The organism is Streptomyces sp. PsTaAH-124 (assembly GCF_000373685.1).
GTDB classification, from domain to species: Bacteria; Actinomycetota; Actinomycetes; order Streptomycetales; family Streptomycetaceae; genus Streptomyces; species Streptomyces andamanensis.
This window is the reverse complement of record NZ_KB892165.1, coordinates 111,164-131,985: the sequence shown is the minus strand read 5'-3', so window position 1 is coordinate 131,985 and position 20,822 is coordinate 111,164. Positions and strand designations below refer to the sequence as shown.

Sequence of the window (20,822 nt, the reverse complement as noted above, 5' to 3'; positions counted from 1 at the left end):
CATGACCGTGACCACGCGGCTCGAAGCCCTGCCCCACCGCCACGTCCTGACCGTGCCGACACTGCCGTCCGCCGTGCGCCTGGCGCGGGAGACCGCCGAGCAGGCACTCACGGAGTGGGGTGTCAGCCTGCTCCATCCCGCCGTCGGCCAGGCGCTGCTGATCGTCAGCGAGCTGGTCACCAACGCCGTACGGCACGCGGCCGCGCTCTCCCCGCAGACCACGGTGCTCTACGCGGCGGGCGCGGACTGCCTGGCCTTCGGCGTCCACGACCGCCACCCCTACCGGCCGCGGCTGACCGGGATGATCGGCGGTACGGCCGCCGGGGGCCTGGCCACCGTCATGGAACTCACCCTCGGCCTGGGCGGCACCGCGGTCGTGCGCGGCGACGCCGACGGGCAGGGCAAGACGATCTGGATCACCCTGCCCCTCTGAACCCGCAAGACACGGTGTATAGAATTGCTGACCTCGGCAATCGACGAGTTCGGCACGACGAGTGGGTGGATGCGATGCGCCGAGGTCCGGTCCGGTCGGCCGTACCGGCGGGCGGGAGAGGCGACGGCAGCAGCATGAGCACCCCGCTGTACCAGCTGAAGGCCGAGTTCTTCAAGACGCTCGGCCATCCGGCGCGCATCCGCGTCCTGGAGCTGCTGAGCGAGCGTGAGCACGCGGTCGCCGAGATGCTGCCCGAGATCGGTATCGAGCCCGCGCACCTCTCCCAGCAACTGGCCGTGCTGCGCCGCGCCAACCTGGTCGTGACCCGCAAGGAGGGCTCGACCGTGTACTACTCCCTGACCAGCCCGCATGTGGCGGAGCTGCTCAGGGTGGCCCGCACCATCCTGTCCGGGGTCCTGGCGGGCCAGGCCGAACTGCTCGCCGACCTGCGGGCCGCCCAGGGTGAGGGCGGCCCGCAGGCGTAGGCGGCATCGGACGGCGGCCGCCCCGCGCCCGTGATGGTCAGCGCTCTGCCGGCGCGGGGCGGCCGTCCGGCTCAGTAGGCGGTGGCGACGCTCACTCCGCTGAAGCCGTTCACCGCGTACAGGCTGATGTAGTGGGTGCCGGCCGGCGGGTTGTCGACCGTCAGGGTGTGGCTGTTGCCGGGGCCGGTGGCGCGCTGGGTGTAACTGCCGGTGCCCGCCCAGCCGTCGGCGCTGTAGTACAGGTCGGCGTCGCCCGTGCCGCCGGAGGTGGTGACGGTCAGCCGGGAGGTGCCGGTCGGGACGCGCAGATAGAGGTAGGCGTAGTTCCCGGTGGTGGCGGACTGGCCGGCGCGTGTGCAGTTCTGGCCCAGCTCCCGCGCGTCGGTTCCGGTGCACGGAATGCCGGGCGGGGTGGTGGTGCCGCCGCTGCACCTGCCGGCCGCGCAGGACGCCAGCCAGGTGCGCCAGTCGCTGTCGTAGCGGGTGCCGATGGTGCCGGTGAGATAGCTGCGGGCGGCGTTCCAGTCACCGGCGCGGTAGTCGCCGAGCACCGTGGCCATGTCGGAGGGATGGTGCTCCAGCATGTACCGGACGGCGAGATAGCCCCAGCGGTAGACGCGGGTGGTGTCGTTGTCGTAGGTGGTGTCGAACAGCGTGCTCAGGGCGTACGTGCCGCGGCCCGCCTCGTCCATGGCCTCGGGGTAGGGGACACCGCGGTAGGAGTAGGAGACGTACTCCGCGAAGCCCTCGATCCACCAGACGGTCGGCGTGGTGACGCCCGCGTCGAAGTCGCCGTACATGTCGAAGCGGCCGTCGAGGTAGTGCGTGTACTCGTGGTTGAGGTTCCAGATCTGGAAGTCCGGGCGCAGCCATTCGGCCTCGTAGGCGACGAAGCGCGGCTGGTTTCCGGCCGCTGCCGGGTCGCCCTCCAGATACATGCCGCCGTTGTTGGTGTCGATGCCGTACATGGCACCGGCGTAGGTCTGGTAGTCGGCGCTGGAGTCGTAGACGACGACCTCGATGGTGCTGTTGCGGTCGTCGGCCACCGGGCCCTTGTCCTTGACCACACCGTGGAAGTAGGCGTCCTGGCTGCGCAGGCTGGTGCAGGTGGCGGCCAGCTCCGCCGAGGTCATCTGCTGCGCCTTGATGGTGATGCTGGCGCTGCACGGGTAGGTCGTGGTGAGGACGGCCCTGGTCAGCTGCGCCGCAAGGTCGCAGGTGCCGTACACGGAGCAGTTGGCCCGGTCGTAGTAGTCCGTCATCTCGGCGACGCCGACCCACAGTGGCGCGGTGGCGCCGGTGATCGAGCAGGCGCGCAGCAGGGCGACGGCGAGCGGCTGGACCTTGGACCGCAGCGAGGCGTGCTGGAGGAACCGGCCGAGTTCCCGGCCCGCGTTGGACGTCAGATACGACTGGTCCGTGCCGAGCAGGGCGAGGTGGCCGGAGGCGAAGCGGTACAGGGAGTCGATCAGGCTCGGGTCCGCTTCGATGGCCGTGACGAACTCGGGCACCTGGTGGCCGCGGAAGGTCACCGTGTACACGTTGTTGACCGCGTTGAGCATCCACCAGGACGCGTTCCACGACATGTTGTAGTCCGCCAGCAGCCGCTTGAGGACGTAGAGGTAGCGGGCGTTCTCCTCGGCGCTGTCGATGAGGGTGACGGCCTCGGCGAGGGTCTCGCCGTTGGCGTCGGTGACGTCGTGGGAGTGCGCGCTCGCGAAGAAGGCGTCGAGACCGCCGCGTATCGCCGTGCGCAGGGTGCTGCCGTAGGGGCCCACCGTGCCCGCGTTGTAGTACTGCACGTAGTAACCGGCGCGCAGGTAGAGAACGGTCTGCGGCATGCCGGTGCTCGCGTCGCCGGGGTAGGCGGCCGAGCCGTCGCGCAGGGCGTCGGCGACGGTGGCCATCTGGGCTTCGCGGAAGGCGTTGCGCGCGTCGTTGCCGGTCAGGTTGAACAGGGTGTTCACGCAGTCGGTCGTGGACGTCCGGATCTGCCGCACCAGAGCACTGCCGGTGCGGGTGGTGAAGCCGGAGACGTCGCAGGTGGCGGCGGAGCGCTTCGTCCCCGCAGCGCCGCCTGCCGCCGTCTCCATCGACTTGGAGGGCCGCACCGGCGGCTTCGCCGTCTCGCCGTAGGGCTCCTTGAGGGCGTCGTCGCTCGCGGCCAGCGGGGGCAGCTCGGACGCCTTCAGGCGTCCCCGGCCCGTGTGTCCGGCCGCGGTCGTGGCGGACTGCGCCGCGGGTGGGGTCCCGGTGTGCCGCGCGCCGTGCGCCGCGGGGGCGGGCGCGGCGGACGGGGCGGATGCGGGGGTCGCCGTCCGCGCGTCGGCCTGCTGTGCGGGCAGGCCGACGGCCAGGGCGAGGGCCAGGGCCAGCGGCACTGCCGCGCCCAGACTTCGCCGGACTCGCCGGACCGGTGACTTTCTCACTGCGCCTCCCATGAGGGGTCGGGCCACGCGGGGCGTGGCCGATGGGATGGGGAGGTCGTGTTCAGGGGAGGGCCGTGCCGCCGACGGATCGGATCGCACGGCCGCGCCACGATTGACATGGCCACGACCTGCGCCATGTACCATTGCACAGGTCACATGTCTCAGGGAAGTCGTCCGGAGGAATTGAGGGCTTCCCGCAGATGGACGGGGAGGGGCGGGGCGGGCAGGCGTGCGGCGGCAGGAGTCCGTACGGCGGTGGGGCATACGAAAGCCGCCGCGCCGGACTCGGCCGACGCGGCGGGATCGGGACGGGAAGGACGGGTGGGACGGGTGAGAGGGGGGCGGTCCGGGTGGCGGGGAGGGTCAGCGGTTGCCGAGCCGCAGGGCCGGTCCGGGCTGCTCGGGCTCGGGCCGGCCGTCCGCCCACAGGGTGCGCACATGCGAGAGGTGGCGGCGCATGCACTCCTCCGCCTCCCGGCCCCGGCCGGCCACCAGCAGATCGAGGAGTTCGACGTGCTCCTCGGCGGAGGCGACCAGGCGACCGGTCTCGTTCAGGCTGCCGAGCCCGAACAGCCTTGAGCGCTTGCGCAGATCGGCCACCACGGCCACCAGATGGTGGTTGCCCGCCAGGGACAGCAGCTCCAGATGGAACCGGTGGTCGGCCTCCAGATACTTCAGGACGTCGTGCTCCCGCGCCGCCGTGACGATCTGCTGCGCCAGCGGACGCAGCGCCTCCAACTGCTCGGTGGTCGCCGACGCGGCGACACGGCCCACGGTGGGGACCTCGATCAGGGCACGGATGTCGGTGAACTCGTCGAGGTCCCGCTCGGTCATCTCCGTGACCCGGAAGCCCTTGTTGCGCACCGCCTCGACCAGGCCCTCCCGGGCCAGGTCCAGCATGGCCTCGCGCACCGGGGTGGCGGAGACGCCGAGTTCGCCCGCGAGGGCGGGGGCGGAGTAGATCACCCCCGGGCGCAGCTCACCGGCGATGAGCGCCGCCCGCAGCGCGTCGGCGACCTGGTCGCGCAGATGGGTCTGGACGGAGATCGCCCGCGGTTCGAGATGGGCCATCTGTGCGCTCCTCCGTGTGACCGGCCTGCGGTGCTCAGCCCGATGACCTCCCACTATACAATGTCACGTTGCTCCATGGCCGGGTCCGGGACCGCCGGAGCCGGACGGAGCGCCGCCCCCGGTGAAGGCGCGCAGGATCCGTTCGGCGGCGAGAGTGGCCGTCAGACCGCCCTGCCTGACCTGCTGTTCCAGCTCGGGCGCGAGAGAGCGGACGGCCGGGTCGGCGTGCAGCCGGCCCAGCAGCTCGTCGTGGACCATGCTCCAGGTCCAGTCGACCTGCTGCGCACGGCGCTTGGCGGTGAGGCGGCCCGCCGAGTCCAGCAGGGCGCGGTGCTGCTCCAGGCGTTCCCAGACGGTGTCCAGACCGGTCGACTCGCGGGCGCTGCAACTGAGCACCGGCGGCGTCCAGAAGGCGTCCTTCCCGTGCATCAGCCGCAGCGCACCGGCCAGTTCACGGCCCGCCGCGCGGGCGTCGCGCTCGTGCGGCCCGTCCGCCTTGTTCACCGCGATCACATCGGCCAGCTCCAGCACACCCTTCTTGATGCCCTGCAACTGGTCGCCGGTGCGGGCCAGGGTGAGCAGCAGGAAGGAGTCGACCATGCCCGCGACGGCCGTCTCGGACTGGCCCACCCCGACCGTCTCCACCAGCACCACGTCGTAGCCCGCGGCCTCCATGACCACGATCGACTCGCGGGTCGCCTTGGCCACCCCGCCGAGCGTGCCCGCGCTGGGGGAGGGCCGGACGAACGCCGCCGGGTCGACGGCCAGCCGCTCCATACGGGTCTTGTCGCCGAGGATGGAACCGCCGGTCCGGGTGGAGGACGGGTCGACGGCGAGCACCGCCACCCGGTGCCCCTGCCCGGTCAGCATGGTGCCGAAGGCGTCGATGAACGTCGACTTGCCGACGCCCGGCACCCCGCTCACCCCGATCCGCCGGGCCCGGCCGCTGTGCGGCATCAGCTGGGTCAGCAACTCCTGGGCCAGCGCCCGGTGCTGCGGCCGCACCGACTCCACCAGCGTGATCGCGCGGGCCACCAGCGCCCGCTTGCCGTCCAGGACGCCCTTGACGTACGTGTCCAGATCGATGGCCATCAGCTCACCGGCTCACAGCTCGTCGTGGCCGAGATCCGCCGCCAGCCGCGTCACCAGGTCGCGGGCCGCGTCGGGGATCACCGTGCCGGGCGGGAAGACGGCCGTCGCGCCCATCTCCAGGAGCGTCGGTACGTCCTGCGGCGGGATCACCCCGCCCACCACGATCATGATGTCGCCGCGGCCCTCCTCGGCGAGCGCCTCGCGCAGCGCGGGCACCAGCGTCAGATGCCCGGCGGCCAGCGACGACACCCCGACGATGTGCACGTCCGCCTCGACGGCCTGCCGGGCGACCTCCGCCGGGGTCTGGAACAGCGGGCCGACGTCCACGTCGAAGCCCAGGTCGGCGAAGGCCGTGGCGATCACCTTCTGGCCGCGGTCGTGCCCGTCCTGGCCCATCTTGGCGACCAGGATGCGCGGCCGGCGGCCCTCGGCCTCCGCGAAGTCGTCCACCACCGCGCGGGTGCGGTCCACGTTCGGCGACTGGCCTGCCTCGTTGCGGTACACACCGGAGATGGTACGGATCTGGCCCGCGTGCCGCCCGTACACCTTCTCCAGGGCGTCGCTGATCTCCCCGACCGTCGCCTTGGCGCGGGCCGCCCGCACCGCCAGCTCCAGCAGATTGCCCGCACCGCCGGCCGCCCGGGTCAGGGCGTCCAGCGCGTCCCGGCACACCGTCTCGTCCCGCTCCTCGCGCAGCCGCCGCAGCTTGGCGATCTGCTGGGTGCGCACCGAGGAGTTGTCGACCTTGAGCACCTCGATCTGCTCGTCGCTGTCCACCCGGTACTTGTTCACCCCGATCACCGGCTGCCGCCCGGAGTCGATGCGCGCCTGGGTGCGGGCCGCCGCCTCCTCCACGCGCAGCTTGGGGATGCCCGCGTCGATGGCCTGCGCCATGCCGCCCGCCTGCTCCACCTCCTGGATGTGCTGCCACGCCCGGCGGGCCAGGTCGTACGTCAGCCGCTCCACGTACGCGCTGCCGCCCCACGGGTCGATCACCCGGGTGGTGCCGGACTCCTGCTGGATCAGCAGCTGGGTGTTGCGGGCGATGCGCGCGGAGAAGTCGGTGGGCAGTGCCAGCGCCTCGTCCAGGGCGTTGGTGTGCAGCGACTGGGTGTGCCCCTGGGTGGCCGCCATCGCCTCCACACAGGTGCGCGTGACGTTGTTGAACACGTCCTGCGCGGTCAGCGACCAGCCGGAGGTCTGCGAATGGGTGCGCAGGGAGAGCGACTTGGCGTTCTTCGGGTCGAACTGCCTGACCAGCTTGGCCCACAGCAGCCGGGCCGCGCGCAACTTGGCGATCTCCATGAAGAAGTTCATGCCGATCGCCCAGAAGAACGACAGCCGGGGCGCGAAGGCGTCCACGTCCAGGCCCGCGTCCCGGCCCGCCCGGATGTACTCCACGCCGTCCGCCAGCGTGTACGCCAGCTCCAGGTCGGCCGTCGCGCCCGCCTCCTGGATGTGGTACCCGGAGATCGAGATGGAGTTGTAGCGGGGCATCCGCTGCGAGGTGAAGGCGAAGATGTCGGAGATGATCCGCATCGACGGCTTCGGCGGATAGATGTAGGTGTTGCGGACCATGAACTCCTTGAGGATGTCGTTCTGGATGGTCCCGGCCAGCTTCTCCGCGGGGACGCCCTGCTCCTCCGCGGCCACGATGTACAGCGCCAGCACCGGCAGCACCGCGCCGTTCATCGTCATCGACACCGTCATCCGATCCAGCGGGATGCCGTCGAAGAGCTGCCGCATGTCGTAGATCGAGTCGATCGCCACGCCCGCCATGCCGACGTCACCGGTCACCCGCGGGTGGTCGCTGTCGTAGCCGCGGTGCGTGGGCAGGTCGAAGGCGACCGACAGGCCCTTCTGACCGGCCGCCAGATTGCGCCGGTAGAACGCGTTGGACTCCTCCGCCGTGGAGAAACCCGCGTACTGGCGGATCGTCCAGGGCTGGTTGACGTACATCGTCGGGTACGGGCCGCGCAGATACGGGGCGACGCCCGGGAAGGTGTCCAGGAAGTCCAGGCCCTCCACGTCCTGCCCGGTGTACAGCGGCTTGACGGTGATGCCCTCGGGCGTCTCCCAGAGCAGGTCGTCGCCGTCGGCGGCCTTCTGCACGGCGGTACGCCACTCGTCGGCGCCGCCGTCGGGGCGCGGCTGACCCAGCTCGATCGCCGAGAAGTCGGGGACGGACATCAGGACACTCCCATGCGGTCGAGTGCGGCGGAGAGCACGGCGACGGCGTCGCAGCCGGCGAAGACGTAGGTGTCCACGTCCTCGTACGGTCCGGGGCGGCCGGCGAGGAACACGTGCGCGGCGCCCGCCTCCCGCAAGCCCCGGACGACCGCGCCGGACTGCTCCTCGTACAGCGCGTCGCTGGAGCACAGGCACGCCTCGCGCGCGCCGCTCTCCTCGAAGGTGCCCTCGGTGACCGGTTCGATGCCGCCCGCCTGGAACAGGTTGGCGGCGAAGGTGAGCCGGGCGGTGTGCGCGGCGGCCGGGCCGAGCGCCGCCAGATACACGCGGGGCCGAGCCCCGGTCGCGGCGAGGTGGGCGTCGGAGCGGGCCCGCAGCTCCTCGAACGCCTCGTCCCGGCGCACCCGGGGCAGCCCGCCGGACGGCGGCTCGGGCGCCGGTTCGCGCACCACCGGCTTCTCCGCCAGATGCGGGAACTCGCTGACGCCGGTGACCGGTTCGCGGCGCTTGGCGAGCTTCGCGCTGCGCGCGGCCCAGGTCGCCGCCAGCCGCTCGCCGACCAGCCCGGAGCGCAGCGCGGGCCCCTGGCCTCCGGCGCGCTCGATCTCCTGGAAGAACTCCCAGCCCGCGTGGGCGAGTTCGTCGGTCAGCCGCTCCACGTACCAGGAGCCGCCCGCCGGGTCGACCACCCGGGACAGCTGCGACTCCTCGACGAGGATGACGGAGGTGTTGCGGGCGATCCGCCGGGCGAACGCGTCGGGCAGGCCGAGCGCGTGGTCGAAGGGCAGCACGGTCACCGCGTCGGCGCCGCCCACCCCGGCGGCCAGGGCGGCCACCGTGGTGCGCAGGATGTTCACCCACGGGTCGCGGCGGGTCATCATCACCGAGGAGGTCACCGCGTGCTGGAGCTGGCCGCCCGCGCGGGGTGCCCCGCACACCTCGGCCACCCGCGCCCACAGCCGCCGGGCGGCGCGCAGCTTGGCGATGGTCAGGAACTGGTCGGCGGTCGCGGCGTAGCGGAACTCCAGCTGTGCCAGCGCCCGGGCGGTGTCCAGCCCGGCCGCGGTCAGTTCACGCAGATAGGCGACGCCGGTCGCCAGCGAGCAGCCCAGCTCCTGCGCGGCCGAGCCACCGGCCTCGTGGTACGGCAGCGCGTCCACGGTCAGCGCGCGCAGCCCCGGGTACCGTGCCGCGCACAGCCGGGCCGCCTCCGTCGCGGACGCCGTGTCGCCGGGCCGCCCGGTGCGGGCCTCCAGGCCCAGCGGGTCGGCGCCCAGATTGCCGCGGGCCGCGTCGGCGGCCACCTCGCGCTCGGCGAACAGCCGCAGCAGCTCGCGCGCGGCCGGTTCCGCCGCCTCGCCCGCGTCCAGCACGACCGGGGCCAGGTCGAGGTAGACGCCGTCGAGGACGGTGCCGAGCGCGGAGACGGGGATGCCGCGGTCGCCGACGGCCAGCCACAGCGAGGTGACGCCGTTCTCCAGGTCGTTCAGGACGGGCGCCGCCTCGGCCACCGTGTGCCGCTGGCGCACGTCCCAGCCGCCGACCGTGCTCCCCTCGGCCTTCCCGCCGCGCACGAACGGCGGGAAGCCGGGCAGGCCGGGGTCGGGCGCGTGGTCGCGCGCGGTGTACAGGGGGCGGGCGCGCAACCCGTCCTCCAGCGCGGTGGACAGAGCGCCCTCCGCCTCGTCGTCCGGTACTTCCCGGCCCGACTTGCGCAGCACACCCGCCACCAGGTGGCGCCACTGCTCATGCGTCGCGTCAGGGAAGTCGGCCGCCAGGGAGAGCCCGTCGTCAGGCAGGACCGTCATGGTCGGATGCTAGGACAGTCCGGTGGAGCGCAGGCAGAGGCCGAGGTTGTGACCTTGTTCTCTCCCGGAGTGTGGCGTAGGCCGCTCGGGTGAAAGCGACGGCGCGCTGCCGCTCGCGCGGGGCGGGTGGCCGTACGGGTCCTTCCGCCCCCGAGCCTGGCAGCGGTGCCGCGGGCGGGGCGGGGGCGGGGCGCCGACGCGGTGTGCCGCCAGTGGTGGCGGGTGCGGCCTCATGGTGGTCAGGCCGGTGCGGGGGCCGGGCAGCCCGGGGCGGTCGCCTCGGGGCCGGGGTTGTCGGGGCCGGGGTCGGCATCCGGGTCCGCGCCGGGCAGCATCACCCGGGCGCTCTCCAGCAGGGCCGCCGTCACCTCGTCGAGGTCCAGGCGGCGCTCCACGGCGCGCAGCTGGGGCAGGCCCGCCCGGGTGCTGGCGCGCGGCGGGGCGAGGAGCCGGCAGCAGTCCTCGTCGGGCAGCACCGAGATCTCCGCGGTGCCGACGCGCCCCGCCTCGTCGATGATCTCCTGTTTCTCCCAGCCGATCAGCGGACGCAGCACCGGCAGCGCCGCCGCCTCGTCCACCGCCGCGAGGTTGGCCAGCGTCTGGCTGGCCACCTGCCCCAGGCTGTCGCCGGTCACCAGCGCCTCGGCGCCGGTACGGGCGGCGAGCGCCGAGGCGGTGCGGACCATGAGGCGGCGCTGGGCGACGACCTGGAGCCGCCCGGCGCCCGCCACGGCGAGCTGCTTCTGCGCCTTGCCCAGCGCGATGACGTGCAGCCGTCCGGGCGGCTGGTACCGGTTCAGCTCCCGGGCCAGGGCGTACGCCTTGTACACCGACGCCGGGTTCGTGTACGGGGCGCCGCTGAAGTGCACGAAGTCGCAGTGCAGCCCGCGCCGCATGGCCCGGTGCGCGGCCACCGGAGAGTCGTAGCCCCCGGACAGCAGCGCGAGGGCCCGCCCGCTGGAGCCGACCGGCAGCCCGGTCAGCCCCCGGTGCCGCCGCCAGGACAGATACGTCTCCTTGCGGTCGATCTCCACGGACAGCGTCACCTCGGGCCGGGTGAGGTCGACGCGCAGCCCGGGGACCGCGCGCAGCACCTCCGCCCCCAGATGCCCCGCCACTTGCGACGACGTCAGCGGGAACTGCTTGTCCCGGCGCCGGGCCCGGACCGCGAAGCCGAGTCCGGGCCGCTCGGCACCGGCCGCGCGCAGCTCCGCGACGGCCGTCCGGGTGATCTCCTCCAGGGTGCTGGGCACCCGCAGGGCCGGTTCGACGGAGTTGAAGCCGATCACCCGGCGCGCCCGCTCCACCAGCGCGTCCTGCGGGACCTGCCCGCCGACCACGGTGACGTTCTGCGCGGTCTTGATCCAGGTCGAGCCGCCGATCCCGCGCAGCGCGATCCGCAGGTTGTCGTGCAGCCGCTCGGTGAACAGGTGCCGGTTGCGGCCCTTGAGGAAGATCTCGCCGTGCTTGAGCAGGACGCAGGCGCCGTGCGGCGCGGTGCCCGCCCGGGGAGCGGGCACCTGGGGGTTGCCGGACATATGAGCCTCTCAGAAGTCCCAGTCGTCGTCGGAGGTGTTCTCCGCCTTGCCCATGACGTACGAGGAGCCGGAACCGGAGAAGAAGTCGTGGTTCTCGTCCGCGCCCGGCGAGAGCGCCGCCAGGATCTCCGGGTTGACCTCGGTCTCCGCGGCGTCGAAGCGGGCCGGGTAACCGAGGTTCATCAGCGCCTTGTTCGCGTTGTAGCGGACGAAGACGGCCACGTCGTCCATCAGGCCCAGCGGCTCGTACAGCTCGCCCGAGTAGCGCAGCTCCAGCTCGTACAGCTCCTCCAGCAGCGCGTGGGTGAAGGCGCGCATCTCCTCCTGGCCCGCCGCCGTCAGCCGCTCCAGGCCGCGCTGGAACTTGTAGCCGGAGTAGTAGCCGTGCACCGCCTTGTCGCGCAGGATCAGCCGGATCATGTCGGCGGTGTTGGTGAGCAGCGCGTGCGTGGAGAAGTGCAGCGGCAGATAGAAGCCCGCGTACAGCAGCAGCGACGACAGCAGCGTGGAGGCGACCTTCCGCTTGAGCGGGTCGTCGCCGTAGTAGTGCGCGAGGACGGTCTTGCAGCGCTGCTGGAGGACGTCGTTGGCCACCGCCCAGCGGTAGGCGTCGTCGATCTCCGGGGTGCTGGAGAGGGTGGAGAACACCGAGGAGTAGCTGCGGGCGTGCACGGCCTGCATGAAGGCGATGTTGGTGTAGACGGCCTGCTCGTGCTCGGTGCGCGCGTCCTGGATCTGGACGATCTCGCCGACCGTGGCCTGCACGGTGTCGAGCATGGTCAGACCGGTGAACACCCGCATGGTCAGGGTGCGTTCGTCCGCGGTGAGCCGCTGCTGCCAGGCGCCCACGTCGTTGGAGAGCGGCACCTTCTCGGGCAGCCAGAAGTTGGCGGTGAGCCGGTTCCACACCTCCAGGTCCTTCTCGTCGGTGACGCGGTTCCAGTTGACCGGGCGCAGCCGGGCGGCCGGGTCCTGGCGGAAGGCCGGCGGGGTGACCGAGATCTCGGTCAGCGGGGCGGGGGTGGTGGTCATCGGGGTGCTTTCGTGAACGGGGCGTGCGAGGGGGTCACAGGGTGCAGGACAGGCAGTTCTCGATCTCGGTGCCCTCCAGGGCCTCCTGGCGCAGCCGGATGTAGTAGAGCGTCTTGATGCCCTGGCGCCAGGCGAGGATCTGCGCCTTGTTGAGGTCGCGGGTGGTGGCCGTGTCCCGGAAGAACAGCGTGCAGCTGAGCCCCTGGTCGACATGGCGGGTGGCCGCCGCGTAGGTGGCGATGATCTTCTCGTAGCCGATCTCGTACGCGTCCTGGAAGTACTCCAGGTTGTCGTTGTCCATGTGCGGCGCCGGGTAGTAGACGCGGCCGAGCTTGCCCTCCTTGCGGATCTCCACCTTGGAGGCGATCGGGTGGATGGAGGCGGTCGAGTCGTTGATGTAGCTGATGGACCCGGTCGGCGGCACGGCCTGGAGGTACTGGTTGTAGATGCCGTGCTCCCGCACTGACCGCTTCAGCTCGCGCCAGTCGTCCTGCGTGGGCAGCGCGATCCCCGCGTCGGCGAACAGCTCCCGCACCCGCGCGGTGGCCGGCTCCCAGGCCCGCTCGGTGTACTGGTCGAAGTACGAGCCGTCGGCGTACGCGGACTTCTCGAACCCGTCGAAGGCGGTGCCGCGTTCGATCGCGATCCGGTTCGAGGCGCGCAGCGCGTGGTAGGCGATCGTGTAGAAGTACAGGTCGGTGAAGTCGACGCCCTCCTCGCTGCCGTAGTGGATGCGCTGCGAGGCGAGGTAGCCGTGCAGGTTCATCTGGCCCAGGCCGATGGAGTGCGAGAGGTCGTTGCCGTGTGCCACGGACGGCACCGCGTCGATGTGCGACTGGTCGGAGACGGACGTCAGACCGCGCACCGCTGTCTCCACGCTCGCGCCGAGGTCGGGGGAGGCCATGGCGGCGGCGATGTTCAGCGAGCCCAGGTTGCAGGAGATGTCCCGGCCGACGGTCTCGTAGCCGAGCGAGGCGTCGTACGTGCTCGGCGTGTTCACCTGGAGGATCTCCGAGCACAGGTTGGACATGTTGATCCAGCCCGGGATCGGGTTGGCCCGGTTCACGGTGTCCTCGAACAGCAGATACGGGTAGCCCGACTCGAACTGAAGCTCCGCGATCGTCTTGAAGAACTCGCGGGCGCTGAGCGTGGTCTTGCGGATGCGCGGGTTGGCGACCAGGTCGTCGTAGTGCTCGCTGACGGAGAGATCGGCCAGCGGCCTGCCGTACTCGCGTTCCACGTCGTAGGGCGAGAACAGGTGCATGTCCTCGTTGCGCTTGGCCAGTTCGAAGGTGATGTCCGGGACGACCACGCCCAGCGACAGCGTCTTGATGCGGATCTTCTCGTCCGCGTTCTCCCGCTTGGTGTCCAGGAACCGCATGATGTCCGGGTGGTGGGCGTGCAGGTAGACCGCGCCCGCGCCCTGGCGCGCGCCGAGCTGGTTGGCGTAGGAGAAGGAGTCCTCCAGCAGCTTCATCACCGGGACCACCCCGGAGGACTGGTTCTCGATCTTCTTGATCGGGGCGCCCTGTTCGCGCAGGTTGGTCAGCAGCAGCGCCACCCCGCCGCCGCGCTTGGACAGCTGGAGCGCCGAGTTGACGCCCCGGCCGATGGACTCCAGGTTGTCCTCGACGCGCAGCAGGAAGCAGGAGACCAGCTCGCCGCGCTGCGCCTTGCCCGCGTTGAGGAAGGTCGGCGTGGCCGGCTGGAAGCGGCCGGTCATCATCTCGTCCACCAGCCGGGACGCCAGCGCCTCGTCCCCGGCGCCGAGGAACAGCGCGGTCGCGGCCACCCGGTCCTCGTAGCGCTCCAGGTAGCGGGAGCCGTCGAAGGTCTTGAGCGTGTACGACGTGTAGTACTTGAACGCGCCGAGGAAGGTGCGGAAGCGGTGCTCGTGGGCGTACGCCCGCCGGTACAGGCCCTTGACGAACTCCCAGTCGTAGCGCCGGATCGGGGCTTCCTCGTAGTAGTCGTTCTCGATCAGGTGGTCGATCTTCTCCTTGAGGGTGGGGAAGACCACCGTGTTCGGGTTGACGTGCTGGAGGAAGTACTGGCGTACGGCCTCGCGGTCCTTGTCGAACTGGATGCGGCCGTCGCAGTCGTACATGTTCAGCAGGGCGTTGAGCGCGTGGTAGTCCTTGCGCGTACCGACCGACTCGCGCTGGGCGGTGATCACGCCGCCGCCGATGAGTGTCGTGTCCAAAACGTCCTCAGTCCTTCCCTCACGGCACGGACGTCGCGCTCCGTGCCCAGCAGTTCGAATCGGTACAGCTCCGGAACCCCGCACTTCGCCGCGATCACCCGTCCGGCCAGGCAGTAGTCCGCGCCGAAGTTGGTGTTGCCGGACGCGATGACCCCGCGCAGCAGCGCGCGGTTGGCCTCGACGTTCAGAAAGCGGATCACCTGCCTGGGGACCGCCCCGGCGCGTTCGCCGCCGCCGTAGGTCGGCGTGATCAGCACATACGGCCCGGTCACCCGCGGCAGGCCGTCGCGGTGCGGATGCAGGGGGATGCGCGTGGCGGGCAGACCCAGCTTCTCCACGAAGCGCTTGGTGTTCTCCGAGACGCTGGAGAAATACACGAGGCCGCTCATCGACCGCCGCTCCTCTCGCTCGTTCCCGTCCCTGTCCGAGGACCGGGGGAGGAGGAGCGTCGCGGCGCGTACGGCGGGGCCGGGCGGCGGCGGAAGAAGGGCACGCCGGACCCGGGTCCGTGCTGCTGCCACGCGGCCCTCCCTCGGGGCCTCGGAGCACGCACGCCGCTCGTCGGCGTACGCACCGGTGGCAGGTCTTCGGACTCGCGGGCGTGTCTCGTGTCGTACGAGACGTCTACTGGCCGTCGCTTCCCAGGCCCGGTCCACCGGGTCCAGTGCGTATGACGGCGGTCGTTCCCGCTCACCGCTGCGGGGCAGTCCCGGATTCCCACCGGGTTCCCTCTTGCCTCGCCGGGCACCGGAGTGCCTGGCGAACCACCAGCACGGCCAACACTACATCTAGAACGCTGCCGTGGTGCACAGCCCCAGATGTTGTGTCTTCGGGAAAACTTAGGTATACCTAAGCCCTGTCGCGGTGGCGGCGGCGCACGGCGCGCGGACCCGGAAACGGCACGGGCGGGAAGCGCCGTACCCGCGCTTCCCGCCCGTCTCCCGGGGCACCGCCGCGGCCCTCACCGCACCGGTGCCGTCGCGCACCCCTCGGTACGCGCCGCGCCCGGACCCCTCAGTCCGGCCGCAGGCTCATCCCCGCTCGCACCCCCCGGCGCCCGTACGGCGCACCAGGTGGCGCGCGTACGCGTCGGGGGTGAAGAACAGCGGCAGCTCACCGGCGAGCGCGGTGCGCTCGAACAGCGCGCGCACCTCCTCCAGCGGCGCCCACGGGTAGGCGGCGCCCAGTGCTGCCAGCTCGTCGTCGAGCATCCGCAGCACCGTCTCCCGGTCGACCACCCGGTGCCGCAGCCACTGCCAGATCTGCGTCCGGGCGACCTCGGCGGTGGCCGTGTCCTCCAGCAGCCCGTCCACGACGACGGTGCCCCGCCCGCCGAGCCAGGCAGCGAAGCAGCGCAGCGCGACGGCGACGCCCGTGCGCACCCCCTCCGGGGTCGGCGGGGCGCTGATCCGCCGCACCGACAGCAGCTCGGCGGCGCCCGCCTCGACGTCCTCGCGGGTGCGGTCGAGCTGGTGCGGCCGCTCGCCCAGGACCCCGTCGAACGCCTCCCGGCAGACCGGGACCAGCTCGGCACAGGCCACCTGGGACCCGTCGAAGCCGTCCTCCGCCTCCCGCTCCTTGTCCAGCCGGACCGCCGCGACGGCCGCCTCGCGCGCCGCCGCGTCCGCGCCCGGCACCTGGGCCGCCCGCCCGCCGACGGCATGCGCGCCGCGCCGGTGGCACGTGCGCACCAGCAGCTCGGTGTACGCCCGCAGGAACGGCGCCGTCATCGGCACCCCCGCGCGCTCCGGCAGCAGGAAGTCGGTGCGGTGGCCGAAGGTGCGCACGAGGCTGAACAGGTAGTCCCGGCGGCCCGCGGTCAGACCCGCACCGTGCTCGCGCAGCTCGTGGAGGATCTCCTCCATCTCGAAGGCGGCGGTGACCGTCTCGATCAGCACGGTGGCCCGGACGGTGCCCCGGGGGATGCCCAGCAGCTCCTGGGCGAGCAGGAACACGTCGTTCCACAGCCGTGCCTCGTACCGGTTCTCCAGCTTGGGCAGCGAGAAGTACGGGCCGCTCCCGTCCTCGGTCCGCCGCCGGGCGCAGTGGAAGAAGTACAGGCCGAAGTCGGCCAGGGCGGCGGGCACCGGCGCGCCGTCGTGCTCCAGGTGCGCCTCGTCCAGGTGCCAGCCGCGCGGGCGGACCATGACGGTGGGGATCCGGCCGCCGCCCGCCCGGTGCTCCCCGCCGCCGGGTGCGGGCGGGCCGATCCGGCCCTCGACGGTGTCCAGCAGGGTCAGCTGCCCGCCCACGACGTTGTCCCACAGCGGTGCGGTGGCGTCCTCGAAGTCGGCCGTCCACACCTGGGCGCCGGAGGCCAGCGCCTCGACGGCCGTCCGGCGGTCCGGCGGCCCGGTGATCTCCACCCGCCGGTCGGCCAGACCGGGCGCGGGCGGCGCGACCCGCCAGAACGGGTCGGCGCGCACGGCGGCGGTCACCATGGGGAAGCCGAGCGGGGAGCCCGACGCCAGCCGCATCGCCTGGCGCCGCCGCTCCTTCAGCAGGTCGCGCCGGCGCTCCGCGAACGCGGCGGCCAGCCGGCCGACGAAGTCCAGGGCGCCGGGGGTCAGGATCTCCTCGTGCCGGGGGCCGGGAGCGGCGAGGACACGGACGGGCCGGGGCGGTGCGAGGGTGGTCATCGGGTTCTCCTTCGGACGCGACAGGACCCACGGGCGGCCCCGGGCGGGGGCCGCGCCGTACAGCCGTACAGGCCGTGCAGCGGCTAGTGGAACTGCTCCTCCTCCGTGGAGCCGGCCAGGGCGGTGGTGGAGGAGGCGGGGTTGACGGCCGTGGAGACCAGGTCGAAGTAGCCGGTGCCGACCTCGCGTTGGTGCCTGACCGCGGTGAACCCGTCGGCCTGCGCGGCGAACTCGCGCTCCTGGAGGTCGACATAGGCGGTCATGCCGTGCTCGGCGTAGCCGCGGGCCAGGTCGAACATGCCGTGGTTGAGCGAGTGGAAACCGGCCAGCGTGATGAACTGGAACCGGTAGCCCATCGCGCCCAGTTCACGCTGGAACTTGGCGATCCGGTCGTCGTCCAGGGCCGCCTTCCAGTTGAAGGACGGCGAGCAGTTGTACGCCAGCAGCTGGTCCGGGTACCGGGCGTGGATCGCCTCGGCGAACGTGCGCGCCTGCTCCAGGTCGGGCGTGCCGGTCTCCATCCACAGCAGGTCGGCGTAGGGGGCGTAGGCCAGCCCGCGGGCGATCACCGGGTCCATGCCGCCGCGGACCCGGTAGAAGCCCTCGGCGGTGCGCTCGCCGGTGGTGAACTCCGCGTCCTGTTCGTCGACATCGCTGGTCAGCAGGGTGGCGGCGAGGGCGTCGGTGCGGGCCACGATCACCGTGGGCACATCGGCGATGTCGGCGGCCAGCCGGGCCGCGTTGAGGGTGCGGATGTGCTGCGAGGTGGGCACCAGGACCTTGCCGCCGAGGTGGCCGCACTTCTTCTCGGAGGCGAGCTGGTCCTCGTAGTGGATGCCCGCCGCGCCCGCCGCGATCATCGCCTTGGTCAGTTCGAAGGCGTTCAGCGGGCCGCCGAAGCCGGCCTCCGCGTCGGCGACCACCGGCGCCAGCCAGTCGGTGGTGTCGCCCGCGTCCTCGGCGGTGGCGATCTGGTCGGCGCGCAGCAGCGCGTTGTTGATCCGGCGCACCACCTGGGGCACGGAGTTGGCCGGGTACAGGCTCTGGTCCGGGTAGGTGTGACCGGCCTGGTTGGCGTCGGCGGCGACCTGCCAGCCGGACAGGTAGACCGCCTGGAGACCCGCCCTGACCTGCTGGACGGCCTGGCCGCCGGTGAGCGCGCCGAGCGCGTGCACGTAGTCGAGTTCGTGCAGTTGCCGCCACAGCCGCTCGGCGCCGCGCCGGGCCAGGGTGTGCTCCTCGCGGACGCTGCCGGAGAGGCGGACCACGTCCTCGGCGCCGTAGGTGCGCTGGACGCCCTGCCAGCGCGGGTCGGTGGCCCAGCGCCGGGCGAGTTCCGCGGCCGCCTGTGTGTTCGGCTTGGTCATGTCTGTCACCGTCTCCTCGGTCTGCCACGGATGCGAATCCACCGGCCGTCATGGCGTGTAATGGCACTGCGTGTCTTGAACGACTCGTCGAAGGGTGCGGCCCGCCGCCACCCGTGGTGGGCGCACGTGAGCAACGTTGCCGGTCCGGGACGCCACCGGTGTCAGGATCTCCGACGTCAGGGCGGTGAATCGGACCCCGCTCCCCGGTGGCGCCGGCCCGTTCCGGCGGGCCGCACTACGACTCTGGCACTGGCACTGAGTGCCAACAACCATGGACGGCTGCCAAGTTCTGCGTATCTTTCCCTCGTTTTTTGCCAAGGTTGCGAAGACCGCGCACGGCGCCGGTTCGCCTAGGCTGGGCGGGACGTGCCGTCGGCCCGGAGGAGTGAGCGGTGAGCAGGACGTACGCGGGCGCCCGGCTGCGGCGGCTGCGCGAGGACCGCCGGATGAGCCAGGCCGAACTGGCCCGGGTGCTGTGCATCTCGCCCAGCTATCTGAACCAGATGGAGCACGACTCCCGGCCGCTCACCGTGCCCGTGCTGCTCCGGCTGACCGAGACCTTCGGCATCGACCCGGGCTTCTTCTCCGAGCGCGACACCACCCGGCTGGTGGCCGACCTGCGTGAGGCGCTGGCCGGGGAGATCGCCGAGTCCCGGGTCACCGCGGCCGATCTCGCCGACCTCGCCTCCCGGACGCCCGCCGTGGCCCGGGTGCTGCTGGACCTCGGCCGCCGCAACCAGGAGCTGTCCGAGCGGCTGGCCGGTGCCACCGACGGCCGGGACGGCGCGCGCACCCCCGCCTCCTCACCGCACGAGGAGGTACGGGACTTCTTCTACCGGCGGCGCAACTACCTGCACGCCACCGACCTCGCCGCCGAGGACCTGGCCGCGCGGACCGGGGTCCGGCCGGGCGAGACGACCGCCGCCCTCACCGCCCGGCTCGCCGCCTCCCACGGCGTCCACCTGGCCGCCGAGACCGGCGACCGGCTGCACCACTACGACGAGAGCACCCGCACCCTGCACCTGTCCCCGCGGCTGCGCCCCGGCCGCCGCGCCTTCCGCATGGCCACCCAGCTCGCCCTGCTGGAACACGGCGACGACTTCGCCCGGCTGGCCGCCGAGGACTTCGCCCCCGGCACCCCGGCCCACGGCCTGACCCGCATCGGCATCGCCCACTACTTCGCCGCCGCGCTGATCCTCCCGTACACCGCGTTCCACGCGGCGGCCGAGGAGGCCCGCTACGACATCGAACGCCTCACCGACCACTACGGAGTCGGCTACGAGACCGTCTGCCACCGGCTGAGCACCCTCCAGCGGCCCCGGCTGCTCGGCGTCCCCTTCTCCTTCGTCCGCGTCGACCGGGCCGGCAACATGTCCAAGCGCCAGTCGGCCACCGACTTCCACTTCTCCCGGGGCGGCGGCACCTGCCCGCTGTGGAACGTGTACGAGGCGTTCGCCGTGCCCGGCCGCATCCATGTGCAGATCGCCGCCATGCCCGACGGGCGCCGCTACCTGTGGACCGCCCGCGCCGTCACCCGGCACCGCGGCGGCTGGGGCGAGCCCGGCCGGGTCTACGCCATCGGCCTCGGCTGCGAGATCCGCCACGCCCACCGCCTCGTCTACTCCGAGGGCCTGGACCTCGGCAACGCCGCGGCGGCCACTCCCATCGGCATGGGCTGCCGCGTCTGCGAACGCCTCGACTGCTCGCAGCGGGCCGCGCCACCGCTCGGCCGCCCGCTGCTCATCGACCAGCACAGCAGCACCTTCGTGCCCTATCCGGTCACGGGCGCCGGGCCGCTCACGTAGGCCGGGTCCGGGTCCGGGGCCGGGGAAATCCTCTGGCACGGTGGCGTGAGCGGGGCGGAGACTCCTCCCATGGCTGACATGGACGCGTTCCGGGAAGCGGTCCTCGCGTGGGCGTCGGGCGGACCCGGCGGTCCCGCGCGCGAACGGGCCGCGCTGCTGCCCGTCCGGACCGCCGTCCTGCTCGAAGGGCCGAGCGATGCGGCGGCGGTCGACGCGCTGGCCGCCCGGGACGGCCGGGACCTGGCAGCCGAGGGCGTCTGCGTGCTGCCGATGGGCGGTGTCACCAACGTCGGGCGCTTCGCCCGCCTCCTCGGCCCCACCGGCCTCGGCCTGCGTCTCACCGGACTGTGCGACGAGGGGGAGCGCCGCTACTACGCCCGCGCCCTCGCCCCGGCCGGTGCGGCACCGGACGCGTACTTCGTGTGCGCGGCGGACCTGGAGGACGAACTCGTCCGCGCCCTGGGTGTCGCCCGCGTCGAGGAACTGATCCGGGACGAGGGCGACCTGCGCGCCCTGCGGACCTTCGGGAACCAGCCCGCGCAGCGCGAGCGCACCGCGCACCAGCGGCTGCGGCGCTTCCTCGGCACCAAGAAGGGCCGCAAGATCCACTACGGCCGGGTCCTCGTGGAGGCCCTCGCGCCGGGACACGTACCGGCCCCGCTCGCCGCCCTGCTTGCCCGAGTGTGACCGCCGGGCACCCGGGCGGGCGGCGCTCCGCCCGACCCCTCGG

15 protein-coding genes and 1 riboswitch are annotated in these 20,822 nt (G+C 72.3%); of the genes, 4 read left to right on the top strand and 11 right to left on the bottom strand.

What is annotated here, in order from left to right:
- The first annotated feature begins 1 nt into the window (after nt 1).
- A complete protein-coding gene (locus tag B086_RS0112310; RefSeq protein ID WP_018566713.1) occupies nt 2-433 on the top strand; it encodes an ATP-binding protein in 432 nt (143 codons plus the stop codon).
- Nucleotides 434-567: 134 nt separating this feature from the next.
- Nucleotides 568-918, top strand: coding sequence for an ArsR/SmtB family transcription factor (locus B086_RS0112305; protein ID WP_018566712.1), 351 nt, complete (start codon nt 568-570; stop codon nt 916-918).
- A gap of 71 nt (nt 919-989) precedes the next feature.
- Here the strand turns inward: B086_RS0112305 and B086_RS0112300 are convergent, their stop codons facing one another.
- The 11 genes from B086_RS0112300 to aceA all read right to left on the bottom strand — a co-directional run bounded on the left by B086_RS0112300 (nt 990) and on the right by aceA (nt 18,287).
- Complete coding sequence (locus B086_RS0112300; RefSeq protein ID WP_078531068.1) at nt 990-3,359, bottom strand: M9 family metallopeptidase; 2,370 nt, start codon at nt 3,357-3,359, stop codon at nt 990-992.
- Between the two features lie 351 nt (nt 3,360-3,710).
- Nucleotides 3,711-4,418: a GntR family transcriptional regulator gene (locus B086_RS0112295; RefSeq protein ID WP_018566710.1), complete on the bottom strand. Its 708-nt coding sequence runs from the start codon at nt 4,416-4,418 to the stop codon at nt 3,711-3,713.
- Nucleotides 4,419-4,481: 63 nt separating this feature from the next.
- Complete coding sequence (meaB, locus tag B086_RS39880; protein ID WP_018566709.1) at nt 4,482-5,510, bottom strand: methylmalonyl Co-A mutase-associated GTPase MeaB; 1,029 nt, start codon at nt 5,508-5,510, stop codon at nt 4,482-4,484.
- Nucleotides 5,511-5,522: 12 nt separating this feature from the next.
- Nucleotides 5,523-7,700 (bottom strand): methylmalonyl-CoA mutase, encoded by a 2,178-nt coding sequence (gene scpA, locus B086_RS0112285; RefSeq protein ID WP_018566708.1) that lies wholly within the window; start codon nt 7,698-7,700, stop codon nt 5,523-5,525.
- Nucleotides 7,700-9,508 carry a methylmalonyl-CoA mutase family protein gene (locus B086_RS0112280; RefSeq protein WP_018566707.1) on the bottom strand — a complete coding sequence of 603 codons (1,809 nt, stop codon included), beginning with the start codon at nt 9,506-9,508 and terminating at the stop codon, nt 7,700-7,702. The genes scpA and B086_RS0112280 overlap by 1 nt, the downstream gene beginning before the upstream one ends.
- A gap of 239 nt (nt 9,509-9,747) precedes the next feature.
- Nucleotides 9,748-11,046: a tRNA uracil 4-sulfurtransferase ThiI gene (thiI, locus tag B086_RS0112275; protein ID WP_018566706.1), complete on the bottom strand. Its 1,299-nt coding sequence runs from the start codon at nt 11,044-11,046 to the stop codon at nt 9,748-9,750.
- 9 nt (nt 11,047-11,055) lie between these two features.
- On the bottom strand, nt 11,056-12,078 hold the full coding sequence (gene nrdF, locus B086_RS0112270) for a class 1b ribonucleoside-diphosphate reductase subunit beta (RefSeq protein WP_018566705.1): 1,023 nt from the start codon (nt 12,076-12,078) through the stop codon (nt 11,056-11,058).
- A 34-nt stretch (nt 12,079-12,112) separates the two neighbouring features.
- On the bottom strand, nt 12,113-14,254 hold the full coding sequence (gene nrdE / locus B086_RS0112265; RefSeq protein ID WP_026252339.1) for a class 1b ribonucleoside-diphosphate reductase subunit alpha: 2,142 nt from the start codon (nt 14,252-14,254) through the stop codon (nt 12,113-12,115).
- Nucleotides 14,251-14,670 carry a class Ib ribonucleoside-diphosphate reductase assembly flavoprotein NrdI gene (gene nrdI / locus B086_RS0112260; RefSeq protein WP_018566703.1) on the bottom strand — a complete coding sequence of 140 codons (420 nt, stop codon included), beginning with the start codon at nt 14,668-14,670 and terminating at the stop codon, nt 14,251-14,253. The genes nrdE and nrdI overlap by 4 nt, the downstream gene beginning before the upstream one ends.
- Before the next feature lie 171 nt (nt 14,671-14,841).
- Nucleotides 14,842-15,065: riboswitch (cobalamin riboswitch) on the bottom strand.
- Nucleotides 15,066-15,312: 247 nt separating this feature from the next.
- A complete protein-coding gene (locus B086_RS0112255; RefSeq protein WP_018566702.1) occupies nt 15,313-16,920 on the bottom strand; it encodes a malate synthase in 1,608 nt (535 codons plus the stop codon).
- A gap of 83 nt (nt 16,921-17,003) precedes the next feature.
- Entirely contained in the window at nt 17,004-18,287 is a 1,284-nt protein-coding gene (gene aceA, locus B086_RS0112250; protein WP_018566701.1) for an isocitrate lyase, read from the bottom strand.
- 392 nt (nt 18,288-18,679) lie between these two features.
- Between aceA and B086_RS0112245 the strand changes: the two genes are divergently transcribed.
- Both B086_RS0112245 and B086_RS0112240 read left to right on the top strand, forming a co-directional pair.
- Entirely contained in the window at nt 18,680-20,092 is a 1,413-nt protein-coding gene (locus tag B086_RS0112245; protein WP_018566700.1) for a short-chain fatty acyl-CoA regulator family protein, read from the top strand.
- 69 nt (nt 20,093-20,161) lie between these two features.
- Nucleotides 20,162-20,779 (top strand): TOPRIM nucleotidyl transferase/hydrolase domain-containing protein, encoded by a 618-nt coding sequence (locus B086_RS0112240; RefSeq protein WP_026252338.1) that lies wholly within the window; start codon nt 20,162-20,164, stop codon nt 20,777-20,779.
- Nucleotides 20,780-20,822: the final 43 nt, after the last annotated feature.